The organism is Proteus sp. TJ1640, assembly GCF_003144445.1.
GTDB lineage: Bacteria > Pseudomonadota > Gammaproteobacteria > Enterobacterales > Enterobacteriaceae > Proteus > Proteus penneri.
In genome coordinates this window covers 1-24,969 of record NZ_PENY01000024.1, presented here as the reverse complement: position 1 = coordinate 24,969, position 24,969 = coordinate 1, and the positions used below count along the sequence as shown (strand labels likewise).

Below are 24,969 nucleotides of genomic sequence, written 5' to 3'. Positions count from 1 at the left end.
GTGAGGCTTATTCGCTAACCGTTACACTTTTAATGACGATATCTTCACGAGGAACATCTTGGTGGAAACCGCTACGACCTGTGGAAACTGCTTTAATTTTATCAACAACGTCCATGCCTTCAACAACTTCAGCAAAGACACAATATCCCCAACCATTTGCGTTTTCAGCACGGAAGTTTAAGAAATCGTTGTCTGCAACGTTGATAAAAAATTGAGCAGTAGCAGAGTGTGGATCGTTCGTACGAGCCATTGCTAATGTACCGCGGTTGTTTGCTAGGCCATTATTTGCTTCGTTTCTTACAGGTGCTTTGGTCGCTTTTTGGTTCATACCTGGTTCAAAACCACCACCTTGGATCATAAAACCATTGATGACACGGTGGAAAATAGTGTTATCGTAGAATCCTTCTTTACAGTAGTCTAAAAAATTTTCTACGGTTGCAGGTGCTTTGTCTGCAAATGTATTAATCACGATATCGCCGTAATTGGTATGAAAAGTAACCATATTCAGATCCTAATATAATTTTAGCTTTACCCAGATTTGGGCATAAACAACAGTCCCGTTTTTATATCACAGTTGCCTAATTTAGTCAGTATGCATCTTTTTCTTAAGCTGTTTTTTCTTGCTAAATAAATCAGTAATAAAAGGAAAAAACACGTTTCGCTAAAATTTAGCTAAATAATAGAAGATTGATTATTCACTAGCGACGATTGAGCAGTGAAAATAAGCGCTAAGCAGAGTAAGATAAAAACCCTAATCTTGAGTTTGCTTTGCCTTCAAGATCCAATATCCTAATAATATCATGCTATAGTAGTTGTTATTTTCTTTTATATAAAAACGTAATAAACACGTACAGTTGAAAACGGGAACGTCCACTGATGCTAAAGATTTTTAATACTCTCACTCGCCAAAAAGAAGAATTTAAACCTATCCATGCAGGAAAAATAGGTATGTACGTGTGTGGCATCACTATTTATGACTTATGCCATATTGGTCATGGACGTACATTTGTGGCTTTTGATGCCATAACCCGTTATCTACGTTACTTAGGATATGATGTTAACTATGTTCGTAACGTAACGGATGTAGATGATAAAATCATCAAACGTGCGATTGAAAATAATGAAACATGTGAGCAATTAACCACGCGTATGTTAGCTGAAATGCACAAAGATTTTGATGCATTAAATATTGCTCGTCCTGATTCAGAGCCACGAGCAACACACCATATTGCTGAAATTATTGAATTAACAGAAGCGCTAATTAAACGTGGACATGCTTACGTTGCCGATAATGGTGATGTGATGTTTGCGATTGATACCGATCCTGATTATGGCTTACTTTCTCGTCAAGATTTAGAGCAACTGCAAGCGGGGGCTCGAGTTGAGGTGGCTAACGTTAAACGCAATCCAATGGATTTCGTCTTATGGAAAATGTCTAAACCGGGTGAGCCAAGCTGGGAGTCGCCATGGGGAAAAGGTCGCCCTGGTTGGCATATCGAATGTTCTGCGATGAATAGTAAAGAGTTAGGACATCATTTTGATATTCATGGCGGTGGTTCAGACTTAATGTTCCCTCATCATGAAAATGAAATAGCGCAATCAACTTGTGCCCATGATGGTCCTTACGTTAATTACTGGATGCACTCTGGTATGGTGATGGTAGACAAAGAAAAAATGTCTAAGTCACTTAATAACTTTTTTACTATTCGTGATGTATTGGCTTATTACGATGCTGAAACAGTGCGTTATTTCTTATTATCAGGCCATTATCGTAGTCAACTTAACTACACTGAAGAAAACTTAAAACAGGCTCGTACTGCATTAGAACGCCTATATACTTCATTACGTGGCACAGATAAAAATGCACAACCGGCGGGTGGCGAAGCGTTTGAAGCACAATTTATTGACGCAATGAACGATGATTTCAATACACCTGAAGCTTATTCCGTTTTGTTTGATTTAGCGCGTGAGGTTAATCGTCTAAAAGCGGTTGATATGAATGCAGCGAATGGTTTAGCCGCAGTATTACGTAAACTTGCTAAAGTATTAGGTTTATTAGAGCAAGAGCCTGAGCATTTCTTACAAAGTGGTGCTAAAGCAGATGATGCTGGTGAAGTTGAAAAAATTGAATTATTAATTCAACAGCGTAACGATGCTCGTAAAAATAAAGATTGGGCAGCGGCTGATGTTGCTCGTGACGCATTAACCGCGATGGGGATTGTTTTAGAAGATGGTCCTCAAGGAACTGTTTGGCGTCGTAATAATTAATACGATAATTGAGTTTCGCGTTTAATAAAAAAATATCGGATATTTAATATCCGATATTTTTTTGTCTGATGGTTAATTCATTGACTCATAATACTTGTTTCTCTTTTGCTATCTTTTTGTTTATATTCAAAATAAGCGATTACACTTTCAGAGAAAAAGAGTCGATGTGTTAAGATCACGATAATAGAAAAAACAACAAAGCTAATTTCCGATATATTCGTTAATGACATCGAAATACTAAGTATAAAGAAGAGCGAAATAGATAAGCATATCCATGATATTTTTAAAAAAGAGTAAGCATTTCTACTATTTTTAGCGAGTTTTATCCATGCCGTTACTTGCATGATCATCGTTATAATTAGACACAGCATGATGAACAGTCCCGCTAGCATTGTTTGGCCTCCACCCATTGCCATTGCTAATAAATAAATCGGTGCCCCTGCAACTAATATAAATAAACTAATACCTAAAAATAATACTGAAATAACTTGGATCCATAAAAGTATTATGGGCCTTTCCATAACTTCTCCTAAAAACAGAAATAAGTTTTTATTGATTTTAGAATATCTTTGTTAAATTTTATTAAAGTGAAGTTTATCGAATAAATAGAAAAAATAAAGTTTGATTTAATAATAAAAGATAATTAATCAATTAAAGAGATTCTATTTTTGATGTTTTATAGTAGAGCGTTAATCTATTTAATAGAAGAGTTGGTAATTCTACTTAGTATTATTCAAATTACCACTGAGTATGATTACTTATAATTTTAGCGGAGTTAATTCTACTTCTGTCATCATTTTTGCTAATTGTTCGCGATCATGAATACCAACATTGGTTTGGCTCACAGCAAGCGCAGAAACGGCAGTCGCAAGACGTAAAGTATGTTCACTAGTTTGTCGCATCATTAAACCATAAATTAAACCACCAACCATAGAGTCTCCAGCTCCGACGGTACTTACGACATCACATTTAGGTGGTTTCGCCATCCATGCTCCAGACGCATTAACCCACATCGCACCTTGCTCGCCTAATGAAATGACAACATGGGCAATACCTTGCTGACGCAATGCTTCAGCCGCTTGCACAATATCAGAAAGCTTAGGTAAGGATCTACCCGCCCAAATTTCTAATTCATGATGATTAGGTTTAACAAGCCAAGGGGCAGCTTTTAACCCAGCGACAAAGGCATCTCGACTACTGTCAAAGATCAAACACATACATTCACTACGTAAGCGAGTCATCCATGTAGTGAAATCATTGAGATCAATGCTAGGAGGAACACTACCACTGACACAAATCATATCAAATTGACCCGCCCAGCTTAGCGTATCGTTGACAAAGCGAGTCCAGTCTTGTTTAGTGATTTCAAAACCAGAAAAATTGAAGTCAGTCACTTTACCATTGGGTTCTGTGAGTTTGACGTTAATACGAGTACGACCTTCAACCATTTGAAAACGGTTAGCGATACCCGAGTCACTAAACTCTTTTTGGAATCCATCTTGGTTTTCTTTGCCTAAAAAGCCTCCAACAGTAACATCAACGCCAAGGCTTTTTAAAACCTTAGCCACATTGATGCCTTTACCCGCAGCATGGAAGCCTGCTGTTTTAACTCGATTAACTTCACCAAGTTCAATAGGAGCACTTAAACCTACAAGATCATATGCAGGGTTAAGTGTGATGGTTGCTACTCTGCGTTTCATGCTAGTTCCTTACCTTAAATAAAAGAACAGGCATCAATTTTTGCTGTAATTTAGCAAAAACAGAGATACCTTGAGTGGGTAAGCCGAGCATAAAATCTCCTGTTAGATAAAGGGCAAAAAGATGTAAATATTATAAAATAACAACTAAAATAGTATCATCAAGCTGAATCGTTTCAAATTATAATCTATAATTTAGTACAAACAATGTTCTTTTGCCTAATGAAAGTAGAAATAAATTAGATCTAAATCACATTTTAATGCATTTAAACATGAATAAACGGATAAAAGTATCAACAAAAAGGTTTGTTGCTGAAGTTTTACAGTAATGGTTAAAAAGTGTTATCTATATATAAAATAATAACTTATAGCATTTCTTTTTATCTATTTTTTTATAAAATGTACAATTTGCTGAACACCGAAAGAAGATTATAACTATAGACAAGCTTGAAAATGATGATCTAAATTTAAATATATTAAATTAAATTTTATTATTTTATTTTAATTCAATTGGTTATGTTATTTTCTTTTTTTTCACATGATTAAATAAGAAAAAAGAGGAAGAAAAAGTCTATTCAAGGCAAAAAAGGATTAAAAAGAAAAAAAGCGAGGCTAAGATAGCGACGCTTTTTCAATATTAATTGATTTGCTGATTATTTGCTGACGCTAACGGAAAACTCACCAAAGGTGACAACTTTTCCTGCAATAATTTTACAGCGTTTACGAGTTTCAACTTCACCGTCAACACTCACTAAACCTTCAGCAATAACACTTTTAGCAGAAGCTCCGCTTTCAGTCCAACCTTGAAGTTTTAATAAATCACAAAGCTCGACATAGTCGTGCCCATCTAATTGAAATGTTTCCATCGATTAATTATTTCCTGTTTCAGGGTCGTGGTATTCTTCGCATGCTTGCAAAGTATTTTGAATAAGTGTGGCGACTGTCATTGGACCCACACCACCAGGGACGGGAGAAATCCAGCCCGCACGTTGAGAGGCGGCTTCAAAATCAACATCCCCAACAACTTTACCACTTTCAAGACGGTTGATACCGACATCAATCACGATTGCACCTGGTTTAATCCACTCGCCAGGAATAAAGTTAGGTTTACCTACCGCCACAACGACTAAATCCGCGTGCTCAACATGGAAACGTAGGTCTTTAGTAAAACGGTGGGTAACTGTAGTTGTACAACCTGCAAGTAATAGTTCTAAACTCATTGGGCGACCAACAATATTTGATGCGCCAATAATAACGGCATTTAAGCCATTCATTGGAATATTACAACGCTCTAGCAGTGTGACAATACCACGAGGTGTACAAGGGCGTAATTTAGGTGCTCGTTGGCATAAGCGGCCGATATTATAAGGGTGAAAACCATCGACATCTTTATCAGGATGGATGCGTTCTAAAACCTTAACATTATCAATTCCAGCAGGTAAAGGGAGTTGGACGAGGATACCATCAATGGTACTGTCTTTATTAAGTTGGTCGATCAGATTTAATAAATCAGCTTCACTGGTAGTATCTGGTAAATCATAAGAGCGAGAAATAAATCCGACTTCTTCACAAGCGCGACGTTTACTTCCAACATAAATCTGTGATGCAGGGTTATCTCCCACTAAAATAACCGCTAAACCAGGCGCTCGTTTTCCGGCATTAATACGTTGTTTTACTTTTTCTGCAACTTCGCTTCTGATGGTCTGCGCAATCGATTTCCCATCTATAATTCTTGCTGACATCTATACATCCAAATTATTCAATTACGGTATTGGTCTATTTTGTCAGATCAAGAGCAATCTGTCAGTCGAATACTTGCCATATTTTGACCATATAGTTTGATATCGTTGAAAAATCGTTGACTCTCAGAATGTTGAACGTATAATTCACATCCGTTATCAGAGTAGTCTTGCTAACGTCTAAAGTTCTTCTAGGCGCCCTTAGCTCAGTTGGATAGAGCAACGGCCTTCTAAGCCGTAGGTCACAGGTTCGAATCCTGTAGGGCGTACCATTTAAAATCAATAGGTTACATTCATTTAAAATTCTCTACTTTTCTTAATTGGGACGTATTTGTGTCGTTATCACTAAGAATGTCATTAATTTTACGTACATGTTCTGTTAAGTGAGCGCATTTTATCAAGCTATAAACTATTATCTTGTTTCTATCAAATAAGCATTTCGCTATTAAATTCTTTCATTTATATTTCTATAAATAATCCAAAAATATTATTAATAATATTTTTATCCAATTACCACTATATCAGAACTAGAAAAAATAGTGGTTTATTCATTACAATTTTAAATTAAATAATATATAAATTTTTTAATGTTACATATATTAAATATTAATTAATAAAAAATACTATGGTATTTTTATATTGGTGTTTATAGGTGTAAATAAGAATTAGTAGATTAATAAAAACCATTGTTAATGATTTGTGTTTTTTGTGTTGTAAATAAATTAAGTAATCAAACGATTGATTTTATAATAACGTATTCTTATTTTAATGGGAATATTAGTATAAAAAACAATCTTACTCTTAAGGTTATAATTTTATTTATCTGTTAAAAGAAGAGTAAGTTTAATAATTTCAATGTGTTGTGTATATTCTTTTTCTATAAAGTTAAGTTAAATATAAAACTATAAATTTTATATTTTCTTATTTAAGATGACGTCTTTTTTTATTTCTCAATACAATGACATCACTCGAGTATAATGTTTTTTCTGTCCATGCATTAAGTATTGGTGACATTGTTTCAGAGGTAAGTAATAAACTTTGTGGTGATATACCAAGTATATAAGAAATGGTAATCAGCTGATCTACTGTTATTTTTATATGCCCATTTTCTAAGCGTGAGTAATGTTGCTGGCTAATACCGAGGCGTCGTCCCATTTCAATTCCTGTTAGTTTTAGTTGCTTTCTTTTCTGCTTTATTCGTTGGCCAACAATAGTATTAAGTTCGCTCATATCAATATCTCCTATTTTTTTAAATAATAACGTAAAAAAAACAGTAGATCGATATAAGCGATCAAAGTGTGATTATTGATAGGCAATAACTATTAAAAGTTATTTATTAACAGTTTTAAGCAGTTTTACTTAAATCAAATAATTAGATAGATTATATTAATATTTAATAGTTTTTTAGCTTTTTGATAATGTAATAAAACTGTTAATTAAAAATGATTTAAGGTTATTTAACGTTATTTAACGTTATATACAATAAAATATTTTATTACATTTTTTTGTTTTAAATAAAACCAATTAAGATTATTTTTATCGTTATCACTTTTTAATAATTATATTTTTATTTAAATTAACTTTCTCTTTTTCTATAAAATTAGAACTAAAAATTAACTAATTCATTAATGTTTATTAATTATAAAGTCAATATTTAATACCATGGTGTTACTCTAAATATGATGAATATTAAAATAATATATAGAAATGTAAATTATTTTAAATTTAAAATATCGGAATAACCTTATTAACAAAATTAGTAAAAATAAGTAATGTTACGATTATTCACTAGCTAATGGTCAAGTATTTTCAGTTTATGGTTTGATAGTTTATTAACTATAATTTGGCATTTTATCAATGTAATCATCTAATGATGTAATGAAAAAAGGGGAATGAAGGGATGATTAACACCAGAGTTGGGAATAGAATAAAAATGTTAAGAAGACAATTGAAAATAACAGAAAATGAAATGTCTGAGAGGTTGGGAATAACCATGCTACATTATTCCCAATTAGAGGATGGGCATATAAAAATAACAGTAGATCAGTTGATTACCATTTCTTATATACTTGGTGTTACGCCTCAAAGTCTTATCTTGGAAGCTAAGAAAACAGACTTCATGGTATTTGAGGATAAGCACTCGATAACTCAACCGAGTGAAATAGTTATATTTAGAAAGAAAAAAATTATTTAAAAAACATTGGTATATTACTTGTTGATATTGAGTTTTGATAAGTATATTGATCATTTTTAGTTGTGTTAATCAAAATTATATTTCTCAAAACTCAATAACCAATAGCAAAACAGCCATCTTATTATAGGATGACTTTTTTATATTCATTTTAACATCTTGAAATATAATTAATTAATAATTTTTATTATAATTAGTTTATTAAAATTTAATATTTATTAGTATTGCTAATTGAAACAGAATGTAAGTAAGGTATATTTAATTTAAAATTAACTATTTTGGAATGATTTTTTCTTTGTAGTCTAAGATTATTCTAATTAAATCTATGAGGCTAACAAAGGTAGTTCTCCTATAAAGTAAACATATAATACAGCTATTTAATAAATTAATAATACTAATAAGTACTAAATTCCTTATCAAGTATATTGTTTAATTATTCATAACGTAATAATGAATATCGATTCAATAGTTGTTTAAAATGATTATCTATTTGTTGGTATTCATAGTCTGAAATTGAATTTTGTGTTGGTTGTTTCTCAAGTAAGCGTAACTCTTCTTCTAAAGGTTTAGCTTGATTGAAATGTTGGCGGGCTTTGAAAATGATAGATTTTAATTCAGAGCCTGTGATGTAATTTTTAGGATTACCATCAAAGCTATCTAATCTTTGGCTTAATCTATCAAGTTCACTCATACCTTTAGACCATTGATTGAGTTGTTCATCCGTAGTGGCATTGATTTTTAGATTGTTTTTCCAAAACTGTGTAAATGCTAAAAGCTCTGGGTTATCTTCATACTGCTCGTTTAAATAGCTGATGACTTCGAGCCCATAACTCTGTGTCCATGTAGGAGAAAGTAATGTGAGTTCATCTAAACGTTTTTTGATCACACCAATTTGTTCTGAATTGAGTGTCTTTGTTATATTTGTACCATTTACAGTTTGTTGTTTAATAAGAGAGCTAGCGTCGGCGTTAATGGTTGGAATATAGGGAAAAGCATCTGTTAGATTGTTATTTTTTAATTCAGATAACCAAAAATAAAATAAGATAAAAAATAATAAACTACTGGTTAGCGTGCCAATTAAAATACCCCGCCATAGCTCCTGTCGATATGTCTTTTTTATGGGGGACTGTAATGAAATGGATGAGGATATATAGGTTTTTGGTGACGTAATACTTTCTTTTTCATTAAGGGAAGCAGATAAATCAGTATCGATAATTTGAGGTGAAATCTTATCTTCTTTATTGATAATAGAAGATAATTCGGGAGAATTAAAATTACTATCTAATGTGTCTGCATTTTCTAATTGTCTTGCTTGAGCAATAATTAAGTTCTCTAGATAATCAAATTGAACAAGATGTTTAATTTCTAATATTTGAAGATGATTATTGATACTTTTTAATAATTCTTCAATTTGATAAAGGATAGGCAAGTCAGAATAAACAAAAGCCGTTCCACGAATACCAGAGACTAGCTGTTGACTTAAGGAAGAAAGAATATTGATACGCGTATGTGTTTGTACAGGCCATAATGTTTGCCAATGTTGGATAAATATTTTATGAATAAGGTAAAGTCCTTCATTTAAACCATCAAGCCCAGTTTGATTCTGGCGACATACAACAAACCAAGATGCAGTTTGAAGATCGACACCATTTTGATTAAATAAAGAAATACACAATTCATGGACATATTGCCAATTAATATCTGGGCGAGCTGGATGAAAACGTTTATCAAGCTCTTCTTTAATAGCAATAAATTGATTAAATACGCGAGGATCACTTCCAATTGAAAGTGAATCTAAGTAAGAATTCATATTTTCCTCAAGGTAAATGATGATCTTAATAAGATAAAAAAATCTAAATAAAGAAAATTAAGAATAAGTGGTAAGAAATAACATTATGACAAATAAGATTGTTTTTTTAAATGATGAAGAAATATTCTTCCATCAGGTGAGAACTCAGTACCATAACGAATAAGTCCTCTTTCATGTAATTCAATATCTAAAGAATAATACAATTTTCCAAATTCATTTTCAGGTAATATACCTAGTGTAACTGACTTTATTCTCGGTTCATATTTTAGTAATGTTGTTGATAATATAGACATTACTTTATGTGAACTTCCAGGTAGTCCTTGAATTATTTTACTCATATCAGGTAACCCATAATCAGGTAGATGTTTTAATGTTCCTGCTCGTGAATTTAATATTCGTCGAATATTATCCATAATAGAAAGAATAACCTGATCTTCTTCTGATATAGAATCAACAGGTAATCCCCCTGAAAAATAACCCGTTAGCATTTCATAGAGAGAAGGTTGTGACATCGTTATTTTTTATCCAAAGGTTGTAATATTAGTGTATTTTCAGAAAGTTCAATTTTACGTGCTTTATCAGGATCGAGTTCGTTTTTAGGAATAACAATTCGCCAGTTGTTTTTAGCTTCATTAGGTGTATGAAACATTGTAGCAATAGCGACAAATTCAGTTTCTTTTTCCATTGGCATATCGAGAGAAATAGATTCACCAGGGCGAATACGTAAATCTTTTTGTGCTAATAAAGAGGATTTTAAAACGTCGTCATTTTGATTAAACAGTGAAAGATAATCGCTATTATTAAAAGTATCTGCTGACTTTAGTTGAAATACTCGAACAATGACAGAAAGTGATGAACCATTATCATCAGTATTAAGTGCTTCTCTTGCGGTAAAGTCCAAATGCAATATTTTGATCTGTTTATAAAAAATAGATTTTGTTAAAGAGACAGTACCATCACTGATGGTTTGAGTTAAACCACAGCCTGCGATTGCAAACGTTACGATAAATAGCAGTGCTAATCTGCGAGTAGAAGAAAGAAATGTTTGCGATTTAAAATTGATAATTGCCATATTCATCACTTTTATAATGTTGAGTGCGGTGGGTTAGATATTGATAAAAACCAAGTCCAATGGTGATAAAAGATGCAGTGTGCGTTTTTTCAATCTGGCTGTAAGGCCGCATAACAGCGGTTCTACCTAATTGTACCCCTTGATTTTTAGAGGTACTTAATGTTGCATCAGGTAATAAATGTCTGGGTAATGTTAAACGTAGTCGCGCATTAACTCTTGATCCCAAATAAACACGAAGTAATGCCATAAAATCCTGATAAATGTTGCCATCTGGTAACCAACCTTTTGCTTCTTCCTTGTTTTCGGTGTGTAGCTTTATTAATACTTGGCTATTTACATCAATAGCATAACGACCTAAAACAGGTTTATTTTCTAATGTTGTAGGTTGTGTGCACGACATGATTGTGAGAGTGTCGAGTGCAATTCTTCGGGGATCATGAGGTACAATACTGACTTTTGTTGATGGTGCTAATAATTTTACTAATGCACTAATACCTTCGGCTGTACGTGTTGGTAAACGTAAGATCCCTAATAGTGCTAAAAAGCGAGATAAAGGTGATTGTACATGATTAGCACAACCTGGAATGCCTAAACCAATTAAGCCATAAAGATATTGCGATGTTTTATCTGATCCACCTTCTCCAAAAGTCGCAGGATAAGAATATTTGCGCCAGATACGATAAAATTGGGTAGTAAGACGGTGGTTAAAAATATCTAAAAAGTCAGTGAGTGAATCTGTACCATCGCGGTATTGTGCAATATCGTCAAGGTAAGCTGTTGGCAGTGGTGATGTAATACCATAAAGTCCCAAAAAAGTAGTATGTAAGCTTGGTATTGTGCTTTTTCGATATTTGTCGAGGGGGTCAGTTCCTTTGATCTCTGTGGCAGGAAAACCCATGCCACGATGTGGGCGAAAACGAATAGGATCAGTTTTCGGATCATGAGAACTCCCTAATTCAGGTAATTCGGGGTTGAATTTTTCAAGTAATTGGCAAAAGCGGTAGAAATTCACATAAGGTAATTTTTCACCTAAAGCCTGAATTAGCGAGGTAGCTGTGGATTGTGGCTTTCTTTCCATTGAATTCGTTTTCCTGTTGGCAAAATAATCAGCGTTAATTGATTAAAAAGATGAACATCAGCATAAAGTGCAAAAAAGCGATTAAGCATTTCTCCAAATAAATGAATATCACCTTCACCATTAAAACCATTGCTATCAATCGTGACTTCGATATCAATACCTCGCTGTAAAAAACCTTTCTCAAAGCGTTCAATTAAATGATGTTCTACATGAATAATGGCATCGAGTTTCCTATGGTTCATATCATCATCTCGCCAATCATAAAGTGCGAGAGTGCCTTGTAATACTTCAGCATTATCCATCATGTTAAGAAAGCTAGAGCCTAAATGGCTTAGTACTCGCCAGTGGAAGCGATCTTCTGAAGGAGGATAAAGAGGAAGTGTTGGCTTGCACAAATTACATACCGTTAATGGGATCTGTAAGGTTTGTTCTGTTCTATCAAGTAAGGTACTTTGTAGTGCTTTGCGAGGTAATTGCCCATTCGTGCCAGTAAGTTGTAATGACAGGGTTTCTGTTTGAGTTGTTAAATCAATCTCTTGTTGTTCCCCTCCTAGTATAAGCCAAGTATCATGAAGACCTGTAACACCACGCTTCACTCGGGTGTGATAATAACGTTCAGGTGCATTATGTCGTAACATACCACCACGATGACGAAAGCTAGTAAAGGGGACATAAACCGCTTCATTTGTACGCTGAGAACCATATACGCTATCAACACTATAGATTTCAGTATGCCCATCTTGAACACGACGAGGTCGTAATAAATATTCACTTTCCAATCTATTAACAGTCAGTGGATCGGCTTCTATATTAAAAAGGTTGATAACGGGGACGCAATGTAAACGTATATTTTCCTCATTTAATGTAAGAGAGTTATCCCACAATGTATTGAGAACAATATCTAATTCAAATTCAGATGTTTCTTCAGGAAAATGGATATCATCTAATCCATTAAGTGAAACAAACATAAACTTTTCACGGAAAGAAAAATATTCGAGTAATAATTGATAGCCACTAAATGTGGTGTCTCCTTTAGGCCAAAGAGTGTCTGTATTCTTAAATCCTCCTGGTGAAAAATAGAGAGGGATTGCTATTCTATCTTTTGACTGAGGGAGCTTTAGATAAGTTTTGGCAACTTGTTTAGTTAATGCTAAATGCAGTGCATTAGTTGTTGGAATATCGCCAGATAAATAAAACGAGAGTTCATGAAGACTCACTTCAGGCCAATTAATCATTTCACTGCATTTAAATTTTAACCGAATAGCTGAACGCCCATCTGGCTCGGTAGTTAAATTTACAGCAGCAATTTTTATTGGATTAAGCGTTAAATCTTGTGTTGTTCGATAGTGACAAATCGTTTTTTTAGGACCGATAGGGCGGGAAAGAACCTCAAATTGAGCAGGTATTTTATCCGTCATTTTCATTTTTTGAATGTCAGGGGCTAATTCAACAATGGATAATGATGGAATTATTTGTAAATAGTGAGGCCATAATAAACTGACAAGACCTTCTGTTAACTCAGGTAAATCATCATCAATTTTTTGTCTTAATTGCCCCATTGAGAAAGCAAAACCTTCAAATAAACGCTCAACAAAAGGATCGGGGGTGCCGGCTTTATCCAAATCGAGCATTGCCGCTCTATCGGGATGTGCTTGCGCGAACTCTTTGGCGGCTTCTCTAAGATAGCGCATTTCTGCATCAAAATAGCGAAGGGTTAAATCATCCATTAATTTGATACCTTGATTTTTCGAGTGAAAGATTAGGAATATAAAATTGCAGAGCGAACGGGATCGATAGCAGTTAATTCACTAAGTAATAGTTCCATCTGTTGTTCTATACGGGATTTATCTGAGGTGTTACGTTGAATTTTGGCTCGGAAAAGATGAAGTTGTCGTGCCTTCACTTCAAAAATATAATTGGGCTCCCATTGTGTTAACGACATAGAAAGTGCTTTTTTATCGAGTTCGCGCAATAAATTTAATGCCAGATCGTGGCGAGCAAATTGTTCTGCTATTCGTGCCATTATGAGATTTAATAACCATTTTTGTCTTGAAGTGCTAATATCAGGGCGATGTTGTAGCCATTTTAATGCAACGTCTATACCTTCATTATCAGCTTGTAAGATAGCTTCGGTTTCTAATGCCAGTATTGATTGATCTTCAGATTGATTAGGAACATTAGTTGATAACCCTTGCATGACATCAAAGTTTTCTTCCATAACATGTTGTTTTATCCAACTTAATGTGACTTCATCGGCAAATGGCGTGCCATCTTCCCATGAGAGTTTCTCTAAATCAGGAAGACGGGTAAGGAATTGTTTTAAATCGTTTTTTATAATATCAGACCATGCATTCCAAGGTGCAGGGGATTTACTAAGTGCTTGATAGAGATACCATTGCACATCTAACCAAAAATGGTTAACACCTTCTGCAAAAAGCTTATCCGCTTGCTCCGCCAGTTCCCCCCAGCTTTGTTGTAAATAGAGGCGTTTAAGTTGTGCTCTTGCATCGGTTCTTGGTGGTGAAAGGCGAGTACGACCTTGCTGATCTTGTGGTGGAAGTTGATGGATCGTATCCCATCTCACCACTTTCATTAATCTATGTCCTGCTAACCAACCATGAGATTGATTACGTAGATAATTAGCGAGCATTTTGGATTGTTCTAATAATTCACGACCCGACTGTATGGTCTCTATTGGTGTGCTCTGTGAAATTAAAGGAGAAGTGGAACTGTTGTAAGTTGGATCAGTCCGACTAATGTTTTGTGGGACTAATGAATTTGTCCCGCCTGATTGAGCTAGGCGTTTTTCGAGTGCTTGATATAATCCTGAAAATTGTGGCTTTTCAGTTTCATTCCATGTTCCAAGCTCTGTTTCAATGGTGGCTAATAAGGCGATAATACGAGAAAATTCATTCTGATCGACCTCGGGATAAAGCGATAAGCTATCTAAAACACGTTGCCCAGATAACCACTCTAAAGCAGATTTCCGACTAGTGGCTCGGTTCGGTAATAATGTGTCGTGATAGCGAATAAGTAATCCAGCCAAAAGCCCCAAAGAATCGGCAAGTCCGTGTTCACCTTCTTTGTGCAAGCGTGCCCAAATATAATAAGTTACAACACGCACATCTTTGCAGGTATTAAGTAGCAACTTTTCAGCAAGTAAACAAATGAGCTCCGTATCGGCACCAGAGAGTTTATTAACTTCTTCTTTCATTCGCTCAAAGTCATCTTCATAGCTGGGATCATCACCAACAGGTTGATTAGGAGTAATGGGTAATAGCCAACGATCCCATAAATTGATTTGTTGTTGAGCAAGTTGTTGCGCTTTGTTTGTATCATCAGCAAAGCATGATGAGATTAAGGTATCCAATAAGGACATAGTGAGCGTATTTCCTTTTGAGATATTAGGGAATGTGATTTTTATTTAATCCAAAAAAATTTTTTCCGGTAAAACAAAATTACGGAGTTGTAAGAGTGCAATTGGACCATCACCCATTTCCGTTCTTAGGGTGTAGTTAAGTAACTGTCCATTTAAGGTTTTCCAACTGACAGAATAACTGCTGGTGCTACCGGCATAAGGGACGATATTGGCATCCTCCAGCAACCGAATGATGCCCCAGACGCCACGATAATCGCCATAAATACGTGTGCCTGTATTCGTTGTGATCCAACTGAGTGATGCACCAGGGGCAACGGTATCTGCTGGCCAAACAAAGCGCTGCCATTGCGGTTGTTGGTTATTATAGATAAGAGACTGTTTATCTATCATAAGATGGGTTTGCATAATGTCAGGAGATGTTCCTGGGCGTAATTCAAAATAAAGACGCGCTTCACCATTCGCAAAAACCACATCCCCTAAGTAGCTTAATTTATCTAAGGCTTTTAAGAACTCGGGGTTAAACGTTAAGCCTTGGGCATTGGTGGTATCGGGTACCCAGTGCGTCCCTTCTTTATGTAAAACTCCGTTAAGATGAGTTTCAAGAAAACGTTGAATACGCCCATTATCAGGGCGTAAATATTGCGCCATAAGAGGCAGTGAGATTTCACTTTGCGTATTTTTGAGTGGATAACGTCCACCAAAGGCGCTATTCCAGTCATTCACAACCGCATTTCGCCATTGGGTATTGATACCTTGCGCAGTCGGCGCTAATAGCTGTTGCCATGCTTGAGATATCGGTTGTACCAGTAGTGTTTGCCCAAAGCCATTCCACTCTTGACCAAAGCTTGCGGCGATTAAGCTTCCGTAATCTTGTGTTTCGGATAAATCGACCGTTTTTCCTTCGAAAACACTGCGGGCTAAGGCTTGAGACATCGCTTGGGGATCAGGTGCATTAACTACTTGTTGGAGTTTTAAACGCACCCGCGTTACACGTGTAAGATAAGCTTGTAAGCTTAATGCATCACTATTTTGTACTGCAGATTGCGGATCAGTAAAAGTCAGTATCGGTGCAAAAACAGGCTCTAGAGGGCCTGTGAACGCTGCTTTTTGGCTAATTACTGGTTGTTGCTCTTTGTTTAATAAATCTTTGGCGGAATTCACAAAAGAGTCAGCGAGCTTTTCTTGCTGGCGACCGGTTTTACCTTGATAAGAAAGCGTATTCATCAGTGCAATAATGGGGGACTGTCTGATATCGCTCATAAGTGTGAGCTGATCAATTGTATCAGATAAACTCTGTGTTTCTCGCCACTGTAAACCATTGAGAAAGCTTAACCAACTGCCTGAAAAATCATTAAAATAGCGCTCGGTGAGATTTTGTTGCAGTTTTTCAGGTGAGATATCAATATCGGCCTCTTTTTGTGTGTCACTCAATACCCAATCTATTTCTTCTCGTCTTTCATGAACAGCTTTTTTAATCGCAGGTTCAATCGACTCTTCCCAGGCTTTACGCGTAAAAATACCGGGTATCGTTTCAGTGGTGCTGAGTAAGAAACTGACATCGGTATCCCCCGTCATATCATCTAGCGTCATATCCGCAAAGTTATGTTGGGCTTGCTGTAAGATTTTTTGGTAAAGCGCAGACTCGCCATTACGTTGACCAATTTGACGAATAAGAATAGTGCGACTTCCGGCGACTAAATTACGATTAGGCTTGATAGTCCATTCATTATGATACGGCAATTGAGAGGCATAGAAGGTTAATAGCTCAGTGCCTAATGTTTGCCATTCACCGTCTTTTAGATCTTCATTTTGATGCCAAATATTGAGCACATTTTCAGTAAAAAAAGCGGGTTCGATACGAGACGGTTCGCTCATCATTAAATAAGCTTTCAGTGTTTGATAAGCAGATTGCGCGCCTTCTATGCGTTCAGCACTTTCAGGTGGAAGCTGCACAAAGCTTTGAAGATAAGCTTCGAGGCGCTGTTGGGTCGAGTCACGTAATAATGGCAACATGGACTGGCTATAAACCGGCCATAAATGATGGAGCAATTGATTGTTACTACTTAAGCCAAAACGTAACCAAAATGGCACCGCAGTCTGTTCGCGATAACTCAATAACCCTAATGTTTGTTGCAAACCATATTGGGCTTGTAAACGCGCAAGTTCAGTTTGGTGATTATCCGTTGCCAACTGCGCTTGTTGCTGGCTTTGAGTAATTAATTGGCGATTCATAAAGTAAGAGACCACCATACCAATGCCCCACAACGTCATGGCCGTTGCGACGGTATATTGCAAAATACGTTTTGAATTTAAACCTAACGGTGAAGCTTTTAATTGTGGTGGAAGTTGTTTATTTGCAGAGAGTAGCGCTTTCCAGTGTGTATTCTCTGTCCATTGGTTATTTAACGATGTTGTGGAAGATGAAGATAGATTCTCACGAACAGGTGTACTAAAGAGCACGCCCGCAAAGGGTAATGAGCGATAACCCGATAAAAGTGGCGCCAAGTTATTGGCGAGTTTTTCACATCCTTCATGCTGTAAAAAGCGTGCTAAAGCTAATAAATAAGTGTGTGTTTGATTATGTAAGACAGCGTGTGTACCTTGTTCCACTAATGCAGGTAAAAGTATTTTTAAGTCATTGGAAAGTGTTTCAGAAGTGGCTTTTAAGGGGACTGAATAAAGCACTGTAGGTGTTTCATCTGCGGTTATTTCACCGTTATTACTGACGTTCCATAGCCAAATAGGCGCCTGCCAGCGTAATTGACGAAAGAGCTGGTGGAAATAACGGCTTGCGATGTCTGTATTGGCTGGGTTTAAGTGATTAAATAAAGAATGGCCCAATGGTTGTTGCGATAGACTATTCTCAGAGACCCAAATAACCGCATCAAGCGGACGGCGGCGACGCAGTTGTTTTAAATCTTGAATTAAATTTTCATCAATAGGTTGATGGATATCGCCACCATAGATAAGCAATGTACCGTTATTTTCTTGCCAGCGTTCAGTCGTTAGATTAGGAGCGAGTTTTTCGATAGAAGAGGAGGTGCCAATAAGGAGTTGGATTGATAATTTAGTTTTGTAAATAAAAGAACCATTTTCTTTTATATTTAAGGTGTTATTTTTTTTGTTGGTTATATTTTTTTTATCATTATTTTCATCGTCAATATCTATAGTAATCTTGGGTTTTAAATAACGAGAAAGAAAAAAAAGTACAATTAAAGAGAGTGTAATTGAAAAAACTAATAAGTAAGATTGTGTTGCAGTTATCGATACTTTATTAAATATGACAAATAAAAATACAATTGTAGTTAATATAATTATTGAAAGAATGATAAATATTGAAATATATCGAGTTATTTTTGATTTCATTATAAATTCCATTTTTTATTGAGCGTTTTTAAAAAATAAAATTCCCAGTAAAAATTAATGTAAATTTTTTTAATCACACTAATTATTATAATAGTAAAAAGAAACGAAGTTGAAACAATGATTATTCTTTCATTATCAAACTCTACATTTTCAATGATATTTTTAATAACAATGGAAATAAAAGTGAAAAAACCCACAAGAACTGTACCTATTGGGAATGATGATTTTGGTATGTTTGCATAATGATTTTTAATATATGATTTTTTAGTTCCTATTGTTTGGCAGTAGTAGATGCCATCTAGTTTATAAAATAAAAGCTGGCTATTTTTTCTGAATTTTGATAGGGAAATTAGTGCTACTAAATGATATATGGATAATTCTTTGTAATTGTCTATATATTCATAAAAAAAATAACCTTGTGGATAGCTTTCTAAGGATAATTGATAGCTTTTTTCGTTTCTTAACTTTATTAAGATATTGCTTGAATTTACTTCTTCAATATCAATAAAATTGACCTGTTTTATATCCTTATTACTTTGTTGTTGAATTAATGTCATTGTTTTGATGCTCTCATCTATATTATCCATATTAAATGGCATTGGTTGAAATAATTTTAAAAATTCCTTTCCTTGGTTATGAGATAGTATAATTAAACTTGCAAATTCATTTTCTTCATTAGTAGATAATGAATAGTTGTTGATTGAGAAAATAAATGTAGTTACTTTCTTGCTTCTAATTAAATTTAATTGTTTGCTATAGTCTGGTTTTTTTTGAAAGATGATCTCATAATTATTTAGGTAGTTATCAAAAAATGATTCTAATTTGTTTTTTATAAAGTCACTCTGTTCAAATAAACTATTTATTATAATTAAATGGTTTTCATTTTTACTAATTTTTATATCCTTGATACTATTTGTTAAAAGTTTTACTATATAAAAAACTCTTTCCTCACCAACAATATTTTCTCTTTCTAAATCTATTAATTTATTGTTTGATTTTGTTTTTTCAAATGTGTTTTCGTTATTGAAGTTGGAAATGATTGATGAGTTGTTAGATATTATATTTGAATAGATTAAATATAACTTATCTTGCTTTAACTTTATCCATTTAGTTAGTAAATCTGCTTGCCAAAAACACCAGTAAATATAAAGAGTTTTCTTTACTTCCCAAAATAGAGTGTATGAAGATAATAACAGTAGAGAAATTAAAAAAATAACTGAAGATAATATTACACCATCATGACTTATGACATAACTATTGAAATTTGTTTTTATTATAAATTTCAATATAAAAAAATAAATTAAATTTATAAATAGTATTGTGCTACTTACAGTTAATAATGGAAATGGTTTATTTACCCAATGTGGTGGATTATAAGGAGGTGTCCAATATTTCATTTATATTTCCATATCATTAGAAGTTGAGTAAATAATAGCACCACATTGTGTCTTACAACCATCAAATACAATTCCTTTACCATCCTCATTATAATGTGAGCTACTTTCAATAATTTGATTATCTCCGTGTAGAGGACATGAAACAGTATCATAAAGAAGAGTGGCACTTTTCCCATCAACAATAAGAGTAGAACTTGATGATATAACTTTACCTCCATGTGATGTGGGGTCACCGAGTCGAATAATATTTTTCATTTTATTTTCTCTAAATAGATTTTTTGATATTGTTTAATTATAATATTTTGTTTAATCAATTAAATATTGTCTTCTTTAATGGAATAATATTCCCTCTCTTAATTTATCCATGAAAAAATAATAATACCAGGAAAATGAGATTTAACATAAATAATCCTTATTTACATGGTGTTATTTTATTTCGGCATGATGATAAATATTATTTTTTAATTATATAATCTCGCCCATAGTCACCTAGTTTTGACATCGGGGAAATGGAAGGATCACTGCAATCAAATCGGGTTTGTCCTGAAGGTGTTCTTATACCAGAGAGGGGAGCTTCTAGAGTATGAGGTTTCCATGTTCGATTTTTTATCTCTTCAAGGGTTGGATAGGGCTCTTTTTTCCAATATGAAATATCTAGTGGAATATTTTGGGTAGAAGAATTAAAACTTCCCCCAATATAATAATAGCTATCCGTTACCACAATAGTAAAATAAGTGGTCTCATGTACAGGATTAAGCGTCTTATTCCCAAGCGGTGTAATGAGTGGCATTAATTTTCCTTTAGAATAGAGTAAAACCGAGCTTTGGCAACCATCACGGCGACCTGCGCAACCATGNTGGCAGCCCAAATTAAATGGCCACGAAAGTTACATGCCGAACCGTTATACACTTTAAAGTGGGCTTGCGTTTGTGTGTTGTTATAAAAAGTATAGCCTTCTCGTTTTTCATTAAATTCTTCAAGGGTAAAAAAACGGTGGTCGTCAATACGGTAAATGACCACGGGCGGTTTAAAGGTTTTCCGTAATTCGGCTAATTGACGTTGTTGCTCAATCTTATCTTGTTCTGCTTTAATCGCGGCTTTTTCTTTTAATGATAAACAGCCGGTTAATAAGGTGATGCTAAATATTAAAAGTGTGGGCCATTTTTGTCGAAGTAATAGCATAATTATCCTTATTTACATGGTGTTATTTTATTTCGGTATGATGATAAATATTATTTTTTAATTATATAATCTCGCCCATAGTCACCTAGTTTTGACATCGGGGAAATGGAAGGATCACTGCAATCAAATCGGGTTTGTCCTGAAGGTGTTCTTATACCAGAGAGGGGAGCTTCTAGAGTATGAGGTTTCCATTTATTATTTTCCACTTCTTCTAGTGTTGGATAAGGATATTTTTCCCAATATAAATTATCTAAAGGATATGCCAAGGTAGAAGAATTAGAACTTTCGCCAATATAAAAATCAGTATCTGTGACCACAATAGTGAAGTAGGTGGTCTCATGAACTGGATTAAGTGTTTTATTTCCCAACGGCCTAATTAATGGAACAAGTTCACCTCTATAATAGCGTAAAACCGAACTCTGGCAACCATCACGCCGACCTGCGCAACCATGCCAATTACTGGATGTAGCAGGAAAAGCGATATAATCATCCTGTGTGGCAGCCCAAATTAAATGGCCACGAAAGTTACATGCCGAACCGTTATACACTTTAAAGTGGGCTTGCGTTTGTGTGTTGTTATAAAAAGTATAGCCTTCTCGTTTTTCATTAAATTCTTCAAGGGTAAAAAAACGGTGGTCGTCAATACGGTAAATGACCACGGGCGGTTTAAAGGTTTTCCGTAATTCGGCTAATTGACGTTGTTGCTCAATCTTATCTTGTTCTGCTTTAATCGCGGCTTTTTCTTTTAATGATAAACAGCCGGTTAATAGTGTGGTACTAAAAATAAACAGTAATGAGAACTTAATACGATGCAATAACATGGCTTATTCCTTTTAATTGTGCTGATTTATTTAAAGTGATTTTTAGATAATTAATATTTTTTCTTTTATGGCTTTTTTATTATTTCGGGCATTTCAGGTATATCTAATACACCTTTCTCCATATAGCTATCTAAGCCACTTAGCCAATCCGCATATTTTCTTAACTCATCCATTTTTTCTGGACTTCTACCTATTTCACAATAACCAATAGGTAAATCATAAGTGACTACACGACGAAGAAACAGTGAATTTCTTGGTAATGTACCATGATCAGTAGGGCGTTGATTATATGCGCGAATACGTGTTCTCATCTCTTCTAAGGTTTCATATTTTGTAGTTGCATTTTTTTCTTGAGGATCTAATAGTGGATTATTCTGGAGTATTTTCTTCTCTTCTGGGGTGAGTTCAACCCAAATACGATGTTGATAAGAATAGAGATCTTTATAGAAGTAATATTCGGCATCTTTGGGCTCATAGCTCCTACTTTTGGGGTTATATATTAATTGCCCATAACCTTGACCTAAAGGTATCTCTTGTTTCTGATTATCAGCATTGATATTAATTTCAGGGGTTGGTTTCTCCTCTTTTTTTTCTATTACGGTAAAATCTTCATCAAAAGTTGCCAATTCGGCTGGTGTAATAGGGTGAGGTACTTCTGGGGCATTAATATTTAGTGAAATATTCGCTGAAGGTTCAGGCCACGCTAAGCCTTCTAATGTTTTGGTATTACTGTCCCAGAAAATATTACCATCACTAAATAGTCTATTTGCATCAGTAAATATGGTTTTTGGGTTAGGTTTTCCACCACAAGGCGTATTACGTGCCAGCATTCTGATATAGGGTGGATGCTCAAGGTCAAATAATGGATGATGCTGTATTTGTCCTCTTTCTTTAGTATTAGGAAGCGGGCACCAACCAATACTTTCTAACGGTGATGAGCCCATTACGCGATCGTGTGGATTACAATAAATATAGAACCGCCCGTGATTATCTCTTTCTTTAATAAATTCACCTTTAGTGAATTTTTCCTTATTTATTTCGATATTTTTTTTATTTTCTTTATTCTCGTTATCTCTAATATCAAGCTTATTCCCTTTATATATAATTACATCAGGAGTCCAACTTTTTTTATCTTCACTTTCTCCGACAACTAGACTTGAATATCCACAAGGCGATCCCTTTAATCTATTTTTGTTTTTTGCAATCTTATCAATGATTGCTTTTAGCGTGGCTTCACGCTGTGCTTGATCAATATTTTCACTGTAAATATAAGAGTAGCTATTTAAAAATTTATCTTCGGTAGCATAGGGAGAATTTAAAACAAAGAGGCTATCAGGAGCTTCAATTGCTGCTGCGGCTAACGCTATCATCGTGCCTTGGCTGTGTGAAATAATGGTAACGGTATCATGGGAATTGTATTCACGTATTTTCTTGACTAAATTGGCTAGCCGTTTTACAGCATGAGCATAATAGTGACGAGGAGGAGACTTTGTTAATAACCGGTCTGATTCAGGGTTAAAGGTCTGTACATTAAAAGGGATTGGCGTTGGGATCACGGTCCATAACATCGCGAGATTGCTAAAGCCACTCTTACTCCATAAACTGACTAAATTATTACAGCCATTTTGAAATGGCCCTCCACCCCAGAAAAAAGGGCCTTTATGTTTAATTTTTTCATTAATAAAGAGGCGTTTTTTACGATAAGGCAGAGAGTTGTATTCTTGTACGATATTGTATTTTTTTATATCTTCGGGGGTCCAATATCTTTTATCTTCATGACTGTATTCGGGGTTAAGTATTTCACTGACTAAGCGGTGATAGCTTTCTCCTGCTTTATTTTTTAATGGAATACAATACTGACCTAAATCGTCATCCGTTGCACGGTATCCCCAATAAAAACGGATCACCGGGGAATAGCCTAACTCGGTTAAGGTTCGAATAGGCTCTTCATAAATATAGTGGCTATTATCATAATTTTTCTCATCTAAAACAAACTTAGGTTGGTAATATTTATTCCTTTCCAACTCATAAGCTGTACCAGTAAGATTCAGTCTTTCATTAATCCCCTTGCAAAGTTCTCGTTCGGCATCGTCATACCATTCTCCTTCTGAGTTCACCCCATGAACAAAAATAATAATTCCGGGTAAGTGGGGTTTAGCATGGATTTCTGCTCCAATATTGGCAGCATGGGTGATAGAACGCCATTCTTGACTACCATCAAGGCATTCCTTGGGTTTTAGCCAACGGGTTGGCTTACTATTGCTCATAATTTTTCTGCCTGTGAAATAGGGTAAATAGAAGGGGCGCTGCAATCAAAACGAGTTTGCCCTGAAGGGGTTTTTAGTGTTGAAGAGGGGGATTCTTTATCCCCGAGACTACTATGAACATAATTTGAATCGGTAGGATCAAAATAAAATTTTCGCCACCAAGGTTTAGCTAATTCATCATTAACTTCTCGGCGACTGACAGCGGTTTCCCCTAAATAAAACCCCTCATCAGTTACAATAATATCGAAAAAAGAAGAGTAGTAACCGGGATGATCAGTATGAATACCAAACCCCCCATTTGTGGGTCTAAAGTTTTTCCCACCATCCAAGGTGACAAGAATAGCGTTAACACACCCCCATTTAGTGCCTGCACATTGATCGGTTTTTCGACTCAGTACCGCAGGGAAAACTAAAGCATCATCGCGCTCGGTCGCCCAGATTAGGCGTCCTTGGTATAAACAGGCTGAGCCGTATAATATTTCTTGATGGATATTATTTTTTGTATTGTTGTAATAGGTGATCCCCTCACGTCTTTCATTATATTGCTCCAAGGTAAAAAAGCGGTGGTCATCAATACGGTAAATGACGGTGGGAGGACCATAACTTTTAATTTCTTCGGCGATTAAACGTTGTTGTTCGGCTCTATCTTGCTCCGCTTTAATCGCAGCTTTTTCTTTTAATGATAAACAGCCGGTTAATAGG

Annotated in this window: 20 protein-coding genes, 1 tRNA gene and 1 pseudogene; 3 read left to right on the top strand and 19 right to left on the bottom strand. The window is 35.0% G+C overall.

What is annotated here, in order from left to right; translation table 11 throughout:
- Nucleotides 1–7: 7 nt before the first annotated feature.
- Entirely contained in the window at nucleotides 8–502 is a 495-nt protein-coding gene (ppiB, locus tag DK861_RS11340) for a peptidylprolyl isomerase B (RefSeq protein WP_006533972.1), read from the bottom strand.
- Nucleotides 503–876: 374 nt separating this feature from the next.
- Here ppiB and cysS point away from each other — a divergent pair, with 374 nt between their 5' ends.
- Entirely contained in the window at nucleotides 877–2,268 is a 1,392-nt protein-coding gene (gene cysS / locus DK861_RS11335) for a cysteine--tRNA ligase (RefSeq protein ID WP_109400163.1), read from the top strand.
- Between the two features lie 77 nt (nucleotides 2,269–2,345).
- Here the strand turns inward: cysS and DK861_RS11330 are convergent, their stop codons facing one another.
- The 4 genes from DK861_RS11330 to folD all read right to left on the bottom strand — a co-directional run bounded on the left by DK861_RS11330 (nucleotide 2,346) and on the right by folD (nucleotide 5,707).
- The gene (locus tag DK861_RS11330; protein ID WP_109400162.1) at nucleotides 2,346–2,789 is read right to left on the bottom strand and encodes a hypothetical protein; all 444 of its coding nucleotides are present in this window, start codon (nucleotides 2,787–2,789) and stop codon (nucleotides 2,346–2,348) included.
- A gap of 237 nt (nucleotides 2,790–3,026) precedes the next feature.
- Nucleotides 3,027–3,968, bottom strand: a complete 942-nt coding sequence (fruK, locus tag DK861_RS11325; protein WP_072065087.1) for a 1-phosphofructokinase — start codon at nucleotides 3,966–3,968, stop codon at nucleotides 3,027–3,029.
- Between the two features lie 650 nt (nucleotides 3,969–4,618).
- Entirely contained in the window at nucleotides 4,619–4,831 is a 213-nt protein-coding gene (gene ybcJ, locus DK861_RS11320) for a ribosome-associated protein YbcJ (RefSeq protein WP_006533967.1), read from the bottom strand.
- A 3-nt stretch (nucleotides 4,832–4,834) separates the two neighbouring features.
- On the bottom strand, nucleotides 4,835–5,707 hold the full coding sequence (gene folD / locus DK861_RS11315; RefSeq protein ID WP_072065086.1) for a bifunctional methylenetetrahydrofolate dehydrogenase/methenyltetrahydrofolate cyclohydrolase FolD: 873 nt from the start codon (nucleotides 5,705–5,707) through the stop codon (nucleotides 4,835–4,837).
- A 192-nt stretch (nucleotides 5,708–5,899) separates the two neighbouring features.
- Here folD and DK861_RS11310 point away from each other — a divergent pair.
- Nucleotides 5,900–5,976 (top strand) — tRNA-Arg (locus DK861_RS11310).
- 649 nt (nucleotides 5,977–6,625) lie between these two features.
- Here the strand turns inward: DK861_RS11310 and DK861_RS11300 are convergent.
- Nucleotides 6,626–6,934 (bottom strand): helix-turn-helix transcriptional regulator, encoded by a 309-nt coding sequence (locus DK861_RS11300; protein ID WP_006533899.1) that lies wholly within the window; start codon nucleotides 6,932–6,934, stop codon nucleotides 6,626–6,628.
- Nucleotides 6,935–7,604: 670 nt separating this feature from the next.
- Between DK861_RS11300 and DK861_RS11295 the strand changes: the two genes are divergently transcribed.
- Nucleotides 7,605–7,898, top strand: a complete 294-nt coding sequence (locus tag DK861_RS11295) for a helix-turn-helix transcriptional regulator (RefSeq protein ID WP_109400161.1) — start codon at nucleotides 7,605–7,607, stop codon at nucleotides 7,896–7,898.
- A gap of 430 nt (nucleotides 7,899–8,328) precedes the next feature.
- On the opposite strand, the gene DK861_RS11290 is transcribed toward DK861_RS11295, so the two are convergent.
- The 13 genes and pseudogenes from DK861_RS11290 to DK861_RS11225 all read right to left on the bottom strand — a co-directional run.
- Nucleotides 8,329–9,705, bottom strand: a complete 1,377-nt coding sequence (locus DK861_RS11290; protein WP_109400160.1) for a VasL domain-containing protein — start codon at nucleotides 9,703–9,705, stop codon at nucleotides 8,329–8,331.
- 83 nt (nucleotides 9,706–9,788) lie between these two features.
- A complete protein-coding gene (tssE, locus tag DK861_RS11285; RefSeq protein WP_109400159.1) occupies nucleotides 9,789–10,217 on the bottom strand; it encodes a type VI secretion system baseplate subunit TssE in 429 nt (142 codons plus the stop codon).
- Between the two features lie 2 nt (nucleotides 10,218–10,219).
- Nucleotides 10,220–10,783 carry a type VI secretion system lipoprotein TssJ gene (gene tssJ / locus DK861_RS11280; protein WP_109400158.1) on the bottom strand — a complete coding sequence of 188 codons (564 nt, stop codon included), beginning with the start codon at nucleotides 10,781–10,783 and terminating at the stop codon, nucleotides 10,220–10,222.
- Nucleotides 10,758–11,855 (bottom strand): type VI secretion system baseplate subunit TssG, encoded by a 1,098-nt coding sequence (gene tssG, locus DK861_RS11275; protein WP_109400157.1) that lies wholly within the window; start codon nucleotides 11,853–11,855, stop codon nucleotides 10,758–10,760. Before tssG ends, tssJ begins: the two co-directional genes overlap by 26 nt.
- Nucleotides 11,819–13,582 (bottom strand): type VI secretion system baseplate subunit TssF, encoded by a 1,764-nt coding sequence (gene tssF, locus DK861_RS11270; protein ID WP_109400156.1) that lies wholly within the window; start codon nucleotides 13,580–13,582, stop codon nucleotides 11,819–11,821. The genes tssG and tssF overlap by 37 nt, the downstream gene beginning before the upstream one ends.
- 32 nt (nucleotides 13,583–13,614) lie before the next feature.
- The gene (tssA, locus tag DK861_RS11265; RefSeq protein ID WP_109400155.1) at nucleotides 13,615–15,234 is read right to left on the bottom strand and encodes a type VI secretion system protein TssA; all 1,620 of its coding nucleotides are present in this window, start codon (nucleotides 15,232–15,234) and stop codon (nucleotides 13,615–13,617) included.
- Between the two features lie 45 nt (nucleotides 15,235–15,279).
- Nucleotides 15,280–18,600, bottom strand: a complete 3,321-nt coding sequence (locus tag DK861_RS11260) for an ImcF-related family protein (RefSeq protein ID WP_109400154.1) — start codon at nucleotides 18,598–18,600, stop codon at nucleotides 15,280–15,282.
- Nucleotides 18,600–19,997, bottom strand: coding sequence for a hypothetical protein (locus DK861_RS11255; protein WP_109400153.1), 1,398 nt, complete (start codon nucleotides 19,995–19,997; stop codon nucleotides 18,600–18,602). The genes DK861_RS11260 and DK861_RS11255 overlap by 1 nt, the downstream gene beginning before the upstream one ends.
- Nucleotides 19,998–20,252 carry a PAAR domain-containing protein gene (locus DK861_RS11250; RefSeq protein WP_072063441.1) on the bottom strand — a complete coding sequence of 85 codons (255 nt, stop codon included), beginning with the start codon at nucleotides 20,250–20,252 and terminating at the stop codon, nucleotides 19,998–20,000.
- A gap of 199 nt (nucleotides 20,253–20,451) precedes the next feature.
- Nucleotides 20,452–20,787 (bottom strand): hypothetical protein, encoded by a 336-nt coding sequence (locus tag DK861_RS11245; RefSeq protein WP_109400152.1) that lies wholly within the window; start codon nucleotides 20,785–20,787, stop codon nucleotides 20,452–20,454.
- A 442-nt stretch (nucleotides 20,788–21,229) separates the two neighbouring features.
- On the bottom strand, nucleotides 21,230–22,000 hold the full coding sequence (locus DK861_RS11235) for a hypothetical protein (RefSeq protein WP_109400150.1): 771 nt from the start codon (nucleotides 21,998–22,000) through the stop codon (nucleotides 21,230–21,232).
- Between the two features lie 65 nt (nucleotides 22,001–22,065).
- On the bottom strand, nucleotides 22,066–24,267 hold the full coding sequence (locus DK861_RS11230; protein WP_109400149.1) for a hypothetical protein: 2,202 nt from the start codon (nucleotides 24,265–24,267) through the stop codon (nucleotides 22,066–22,068).
- Nucleotides 24,264–24,969 (bottom strand): annotated as a pseudogene (locus DK861_RS11225) (hypothetical protein); the annotation flags it as partial. The gene DK861_RS11230 and the pseudogene DK861_RS11225, both read right to left, overlap by 4 nt.